Raw genomic sequence first — 7,274 nt, 5'->3', positions numbered from 1 at the left:
CCGCACGGGTAGCGGACTCGGAAGCTATGCCTCATCACCGCCGATTGGGAATTTCACCCGACCCCGAAGGAATATTTGCATTCAGTATTTGAATTTTTTATAGTATAGCACTTTCTGACTCAATAATGCAAAAAATACTTTTTACTCTCTCTATAATTGCAAGCACAATCAAGATGGTGTGAAAACTATTGCGTCGCTGATCTTCAGCTCAAATGCTCAAACTTCTTGGTCCTATTTATCTTCCTTATTGAACCACGCGCTTATAACATTCTACCTATTTGATATTATAATTTCCTCCAACGAAACTACCATTTAATCTAATCTCGTTTTATATTACGATATTAATAGAATTATAATTTTTAAAATTGGAAAGGGGAAGAATTATGCCACGAAAAGTATTGTCCGTTCTTGCAATATTTATGTTGATTGCAGGAACTGTGCTGATGATTAATACTGAATCTTCTCAAGCCGGCAATGGCAAAAACAAAAACGGATACCCCAATAATGGAACAGTTAAAAACGTAATCGTCCTGATCGGCGACGGCATGGGGCCGTCATTCACAACGGCGTACCGGTACATGAATGACGACCCGTCTACACCAAAAATGGAAAGAACGGTATTTGATGAGTATTTGGTAGGTAATGCTGTGACCAACCCGGAGGATCCTAAAGAAAATGTAACGGATTCAGCAGCTGCTGCGACTTCAATGTCTGCAGGGATTAAGACGTATAACGGTGCTATCGCCGTGGATAACGACAGAGAGCCTGTTGGAACAGTATTGGAAGCTGCCAAAGCGAATGGAATGGCTACCGGACTCGTATCCACATCACAAATTAATCACGCCACACCCGCAGCATTTGGCACACATGATAAGTCCCGTCATAACTATAATGATATAGCAGATGATTACTTTGATGATATGCTTAATGGCAAACATAAAGTAGACGTAATGCTGGGCGGAGGTACGGATTACTTTGACCGTGAGGACCGGAACTTGATCGAGGAATTTGAAAACGACGGCTACAATTATGTGACGAACAAAGAGGAAATGGTTGCAAATGACAATAATCAGCTTCTCGGCTTGTTTGCACCGGTCGGACTGCCAAAAGCAATCGATCGTAAGGAATCCACTCCTTCCCTGGATAATATGACAACGGAAGCATTGGAACAGCTGGACAAGCAGAAAGATGGTTTCTTCCTGATGGTTGAAGGCAGCCAAATTGACTGGGCGGCACACGCCAATGATTCTGTCGGTGCCATGAGCGAGATGGAGGATTTTGCTGAGGCTTTTAAAACTGCAATCGAGTTTGCCAAAAAGGACAAGCACACACAAGTTGTACTGACGGCTGACCACTCGACCGGAGGGTTCTCCATAGGCCGCGATGGCGACTATAACTTTAACCCGGAAGCAATTGAAGCTGCAGAGCGCACGCCGGAATTCATGGCCCAGGAAATTATGGATGGTGCAAATGTTGAGGATGTCCTGAAAGAATATGTACAATTTGAATTTACAGAAGAAGAGCTTTCATCCGTGAAGGAAGCAGCTGAATCAGACGATTTTGATACTGTATACAGTGCTATTTCCGAAGTGTTTAACAAACGCGCCGGTGCAGGATTTACGACTAGCGGGCATACCGGTGTTGACGTCCCGGTGTATGCATATGGACCTAAGAGCGAAGTCTTTTCAGGCTTGATTGACAATACAGATATCGCCAACGAAGTCTTTAACTTTTTAAAGTAAAGTTAAAATATAAACGGGGATGGGACATTAAAGGCGAAGGATGACCGGAATATTGTCGGGATAACCGCTTGCGAAAAATACTTCTTCGCTGGTTTTGGCTGATTTTGGCTGATTTAGGTAAAAACTCATCATACTATAAAAGGGAAAATCCGAACTGATTCGAAATCTAACTGACGAATCATAGTTCGGATTTTTTTCGACTCAATCCTTTTGACCCAGTTCTGTTTTACTGTATATGCCATCATTCTTTTAGAAATGTTTGCTAAAGCGGAAGCTCAAACCAGAATGTATTATAAGAGCCATCAGATGTCAGTCCGATTCTGCCGCCATGACTTCCAACAATTTCACTGGCAATCGCCAGGCCAAGGCCGGTTCCGCCTGTTGTCCTGTTTCTGGAATCATCCAATCGGTAAAACCGCTTAAATATATTGTTAGCTTCTTCATCAGGAATGAATTCGCTTAGTCCGCCTACAGAAACATAGTAAACTGAACCCCGCCATTCACCGCGTATATTTATCGGCTCCTTGCCGGAATGATAATTCAGTGCATTTTCCAGCAGATTGCTGATAACCTGCTGAATCCCATCAACATGAACAGATATCGAACAGGCATCCGCCTCCACAGATATCGGGATGTTTTCCTGCTCTTGCCGCCAGCTGAACATCGCTGTACATTGTTTAATTAAACCAGCCATATCCGTTTCTATATACTGAACATAATTTCTTGAAGCGGCATAATCCCATTCTTTCAGCTGATCCAACTGTTCCATCATCGACGTCAGCCGTTTGGACTCTTGATGCAATGCCGTGTACAATTCCTGGCTGCCTTCGATATCACCGCGTTCCAGCGACTGGAGGTAGCCGTTCAAATTGGTTAATGGTGTTCGCAATTCATGGGATAAATCCGAAATAAGCTTTTGGCGATGCTCATCATTCGCCTTCAGTTGCTTAATCAGCCCATTAAAATGTGACACAAGCTCGCCCATTTCATCTCTTGTTGTCACCTCAACAAATTCCGGATATTCACCTTTTTTCAGCTGTTTAGCAGAAACGATTAAACTTCTGACAGGTTTAATTAATTTTCTGGTCAGATAAAAATGAAGCAAGCTTCCGCCAACGATCGTTATAACAGAAAATATCAATAAATAATTAAACAAGATAGCATTGAACTGTCTTTGCTGCGATTCATTCAAATTCCCCATAGCATCAACTAAAAAGCAAGCCGTATTATAAACCGCAAGACCGCTGAGAATAATAGCTGAAGCAACAACCACAATATTTAAAATTGATAAACGCCACAGAAACCCATTCGGAAACAAGGATTGTATCCATTTACGCACTGACAAACTTATACCCCATTCCCCGGACTGTCTGGATGCGTTCCGGACTGGAGGAATCCGCCTCAATTTTTTCACGGAGCTTTTTAATGTGCGCATCAATCGTCCTATCCAACACCGTATGATCTGCATACGGATAAAGCTGCCCAATCAGTTGTTCACGATTCAGCACAATATTCGGGTTTTGCATAAAATAATACAGAAGATTAAACTCATGTTTAGTTAATTTAACCTGATTATCATAAAGAAGCACTTCACCTTTTCGTGGTTTGATGCAAAGGCCTTCATGGACGATTTTCTGACAAAACTGCCCGGTCCGTCTCAGAACCGCTTCCACATGTGCCATGAGCTCGTCCGGATCAAACGGCTTGGTGACATAATCATCCGCACCCATTCGCAAACCCGCAATTTTGTCATCAATCCGGGCTTTTGCCGACAGCATAATAACCGACACTTCATTCCGTTCTTGCTCACGCACCCATTTGCAGAATTCTTCCCCACTCATTTTCGGAAGCATTAAGTCAAGAATAATAAGACATGGATGATGTTCCCAAAAAGCTTCCTTTGCCGCTTCGCCATCAGGCGCTTCAATGACATCATATTTATGTTTTTCCAGATGCAGACGAATCAGATGCCGTATCATCTGATCATCTTCCACCACTAAAATCGTCTGCTGCATGCTCAACACCTCAACTCCATTTTACGACGACAAAGTAATTATTGCATCTTTTCAAACTCCTGTACCATCATCTCATAATTCATGGCCCCCAAAGCCTTAAACTGAATCCGCCCATCTGAATCAATCATAAAAGAAGAGGGGATTGGCTGTATTTGATACTGATTGGCCACCTTTGTATTTTCATCCATCAATATAGGAAATGTCATGCCGAATTCCTCGGCAAATGTCCGTACATCACTTCTGCTGCTCTCGGTACCGGTAAGGTTTACTGCTAAAATTTCGATATCTTTATTCTCATAAAATTTCTGAAGATCGGGGACCTCTGCTCTGCATGGTGGACACCAGGTTGCCCAAAAATTCACCATGACACGCTGACCGCGCAGTTCGGATAATTTAATTTTTTCACCTTCCATTGTCTTCAACTGAAAGTCCGGTGCTATATTGCCTACTTGAAGCCCTACTGAATCCGTTTCAGTGTTATCATCAGACCCGCCGGCACTTCCGCTGGCCCCATCCGAACCTTCAGCCGCATCTTCTTCAACCGTAAATTCATCTTCTTTTGCCTGCTGTGTATCCTGTGAATCAAAAGCAAGATCATAAACCGCCCACACAAACATTCCTGTTAAAACAACAATAATTAGTCCTTTTTTCATTTATACCCCTCCGATTAACCGAGATTTGATAACCACGTTCCCTCAACAACTTTCAGCAGGAAGTTTGAAATACGTGTCATTTGGCCTGTAAACAGCAAAACTCCCATAAAAATCATAACAGCACCGCCGGCTTTCATGATTTTCTGACTGTAGCGTACAATCAAGCGTGTCGATCCGAGGAAAAATGTCAATATGAGAAAAGGCAGTGCAAAGCCGATCACATACATAATGGTATAAATTGTTCCCTGCGTTGGGTTGCTTGCTGCCACAACCAATATGGAGGCGAAAATCGGGCCAATGCATGGTGTCCATCCTGCAGCAAATCCCATACCGACAAAGATTGTTCCGAAATAGCCGGCCGGTTTACGTGCAAATTGCACCCGTTTTTCCTTCATAAAGGATGAGATATTAAGCCAGCCTGCTACAAAGAGGCCCATCACAATGATGAAAATGCCAGCAATACGCTGAATAAATAAACCTGAGTCACCCGTCAGCATCCCCTGAATCCATTGACCTAAAAAGGAAACACCTACACCAAGGCCAATAAATACAGTCGAAACCCCCAGCAGGAAAAATGCGGAGTGAATCAGCAGTTTACTGCGTATCTTAATGTCTTTATTGTCTTTTAGTTCCTTCACACTCATCCCGGTTATATAAGATAAATACGCCGGGAAAATCGGCAATGTACACGGAGACAGGAATGACAGAATTCCCGCACCCAATGCGAGCCAAACCGTCAAATCTGCAGCAGTTGTCATCATTTCACCCTCTTTTTGTTATAGATAAGAGCTATCACACTTATGATGAATACAAGAATCAAAAACCATGAGGACATCATATAGCCATACAGTGCCGTAAAGGGAAGCAAAAATGTTAATATGGTTTGTCCCAGGCTCCAGACAGCGAATATCAAAGCCGCCATCATAAAAACCGAGATCCGTTCATGCCGCATTAAAAACAAGATCAACAGTATGAAAAGCAATCCCATGTGACCCCAGGCCATTGGATTATCATTCCAAACGGCATCAATAAATTCATAGCAAAATGCCGACCCGAGAAATATCGGAACAATCCCCGACAGTACCACCGCGACATTCATATGTTTCCGTATGGTTTTGTAAACAATGTTTACCAGCAATAGCAGCACTGCAGTGTAAAAAGCATTCGAATCACTGGGATAAGCCAGCACTGCCAGCGGATCCGTCACAAAAATACCGATATTCAGCACAATTTTTCCCGCCCACACGAACAGGACAAAATTGATAATAAGCGAAGTGCTTTCTTCCAATTGACGCTTTTTTTCATCCTTTGCCGCTGGACTGCTTATGTAAAAAAAAGCGATGCCCGCTATAATACTTAAAACAACAATAGCAACCTTTTCAAATACCCAAGCTGATATCATAGTATGTCCTCCGTTCCTGTCAGATTCATTATAAAACAGTTATGTGAAAGTTTGATGAAAAAAACTCGATTTTCTAAGGACTTTTAATGCAGAAAGAAAACAGTCTGCTATAATGCTACTAAAATCTATTACATAAAGAGGTGCATCTATGAAATTACGAAAAGGAATGAATAATTGCATTACTGATGTGGCGGAGGTGAAAGTCGGACATGTCACACTATATGAAGAGATTGATGAACAGGATACCATTTGTACCGGGGTTACCGCCATACTCCCACATAATAAGAGCCTTTTCCGGAAAAAACTCCGGGCCGCGAGTTCAGTTATTAATGGCTACGGCAAAACAGCCGGACTTGTTCAGATTGACGAGCTCGGCCTGCTGGAATCTCCCATTATGCTGACAAATACGTTCAGTGTTGGCTCCGTCATGCAGGGAACGCTTCAATATATGCTGGATAAAAATCCGGAAATCGGTGATACAGCAAGCTCGCTCAATATCGTCGTCGGCGAGTGCAATGACAGCTATCTGAATTCAATGCGGCTGCAGGCAGTTAAACCGGAGCATGCGATACAGGCAATTGAATGTGCCTCCGAAGAACCGGTTGAAGAAGGTGCCATCGGGGCAGGCAAAGGGATGGTCTGTTACGGTTATAAAGGAGGAATCGGGACAGCATCACGTATGGTAAAAGGCTATACAGTCGGGTGTCTTGTGCTTAGCAATTTCGGCAAACGGGAAGATGCGCTGTTCGCTGATTTCAACAAAACACATATGAACACACCTGACGGATCAATTATGATGGTGATTGCAACCGATGCACCGCTTTACGACCGACAGTTAAAGCGTCTTGCCAATCGTACTGCAGCCGGATTGGGACGAACCGGCAGCTATATGGGACATGGGAGCGGCGATATCGCCATTGCCTTTTCAACAGCCAATTTGTATTCTTATGAGAGTGGTACTGCCATGGAAAATGTAACATTTCTCCGTGATGACCATCCCGTCATGAACGGGCTTTTTCAGGCTGTTGTCGAGACCACTGAAGAAGCCGTCATCAACTCACTCCGGGAAGCCGAAACGACTGAAGGACGGAAAGGGCGTATGGTGGAGAAAGCGCCACTGCGTTGACAGTTAACTTTTAGATGAAAAGATCTGCCATTTAGGGTAAGGGGTTCAGTTCCAGGAGAGAAAAATGCTATTATCAGGGAAAAAAACACACTAATTAGTATCATTTTCACCTGTAAATTAACAATACAAATAACAAACAAAAACGCTCAGATATATCTTAGCGTTTTTAAAGCGTTGTTTTATTTTTCTTTTCCACAATCGCGTCCTATTACGGAACAATGAGTGATGCTATTTGTTGTTAAACTTTTTATTAATTTGAATAAAAATAACCTGGGTAATTAAAGTATAAATGATAGCAATATGTTATAATAAAATACAATAGACTGGCTTCGCATG

Annotated in this window: 7 protein-coding genes; 2 read left to right on the top strand and 5 right to left on the bottom strand. The window is 42.7% G+C overall.

The annotated features are described in order from the left end of the window. The first annotated feature begins 383 nt into the window (after positions 1–383). Entirely contained in the window at positions 384–1,742 is a 1,359-nt protein-coding gene (locus VK097_RS13430; RefSeq protein ID WP_324212305.1) for an alkaline phosphatase, read from the top strand. Between the two features lie 262 nt (positions 1,743–2,004). Here the strand turns inward: VK097_RS13430 and VK097_RS13425 are convergent, their stop codons facing one another. Genes VK097_RS13425 through VK097_RS13405 form a run of 5 tightly spaced genes read right to left on the bottom strand, consistent with a single transcriptional unit; the run spans position 2,005 to position 5,812 of the window. Further along, positions 2,005–3,081 (bottom strand): sensor histidine kinase, encoded by a 1,077-nt coding sequence (locus VK097_RS13425; RefSeq protein ID WP_324212307.1) that lies wholly within the window; start codon positions 3,079–3,081, stop codon positions 2,005–2,007. Beyond that, a complete protein-coding gene (locus tag VK097_RS13420) occupies positions 3,074–3,757 on the bottom strand; it encodes a response regulator transcription factor (protein ID WP_324212306.1) in 684 nt (227 codons plus the stop codon). The genes VK097_RS13425 and VK097_RS13420 overlap by 8 nt, the downstream gene beginning before the upstream one ends. A 38-nt stretch (positions 3,758–3,795) precedes the next feature. Beyond that, entirely contained in the window at positions 3,796–4,410 is a 615-nt protein-coding gene (locus VK097_RS13415) for a redoxin domain-containing protein (protein ID WP_324212304.1), read from the bottom strand. A 14-nt stretch (positions 4,411–4,424) separates the two neighbouring features. Beyond that, complete coding sequence (locus VK097_RS13410) at positions 4,425–5,168, bottom strand: cytochrome c biogenesis CcdA family protein (protein WP_324212303.1); 744 nt, start codon at positions 5,166–5,168, stop codon at positions 4,425–4,427. Continuing rightward, a complete protein-coding gene (locus VK097_RS13405; protein WP_324212302.1) occupies positions 5,168–5,812 on the bottom strand; it encodes a hypothetical protein in 645 nt (214 codons plus the stop codon). Before VK097_RS13405 ends, VK097_RS13410 begins: the two co-directional genes overlap by 1 nt. A 148-nt stretch (positions 5,813–5,960) precedes the next feature. Between VK097_RS13405 and VK097_RS13400 the strand changes: the two genes are divergently transcribed. Further along, the gene (locus tag VK097_RS13400; protein WP_324212301.1) at positions 5,961–6,938 is read left to right on the top strand and encodes a DmpA family aminopeptidase; all 978 of its coding nucleotides are present in this window, start codon (positions 5,961–5,963) and stop codon (positions 6,936–6,938) included. Positions 6,939–7,274 lie beyond the last annotated feature (336 nt).

This window comes from Lentibacillus sp., from assembly GCF_035301675.1.
Lineage (GTDB): Bacteria > Bacillota > Bacilli > Bacillales > Amphibacillaceae > Lentibacillus.
The sequence above is the reverse complement of the archived record's forward strand: the minus strand, read 5'-3'. Positions and strand labels throughout refer to the sequence as shown.

Coding starts and splice junctions, on each gene's coding strand:
- VK097_RS13420 (WP_324212306.1), bottom strand. CDS start 3,757: ATGCAGCAGACGATTTTAGTGGTGGAAGATGATCAGATGATACGGCAT.
- VK097_RS13405 (WP_324212302.1), bottom strand. CDS start 5,812: ATGATATCAGCTTGGGTATTTGAAAAGGTTGCTATTGTTGTTTTAAGT.
- VK097_RS13430 (WP_324212305.1), top strand. CDS start 384: ATGCCACGAAAAGTATTGTCCGTTCTTGCAATATTTATGTTGATTGCA.
- VK097_RS13400 (WP_324212301.1), top strand. CDS start 5,961: ATGAAATTACGAAAAGGAATGAATAATTGCATTACTGATGTGGCGGAG.
- VK097_RS13410 (WP_324212303.1), bottom strand. CDS start 5,168: ATGACAACTGCTGCAGATTTGACGGTTTGGCTCGCATTGGGTGCGGGA.
- VK097_RS13415 (WP_324212304.1), bottom strand. CDS start 4,410: ATGAAAAAAGGACTAATTATTGTTGTTTTAACAGGAATGTTTGTGTGG.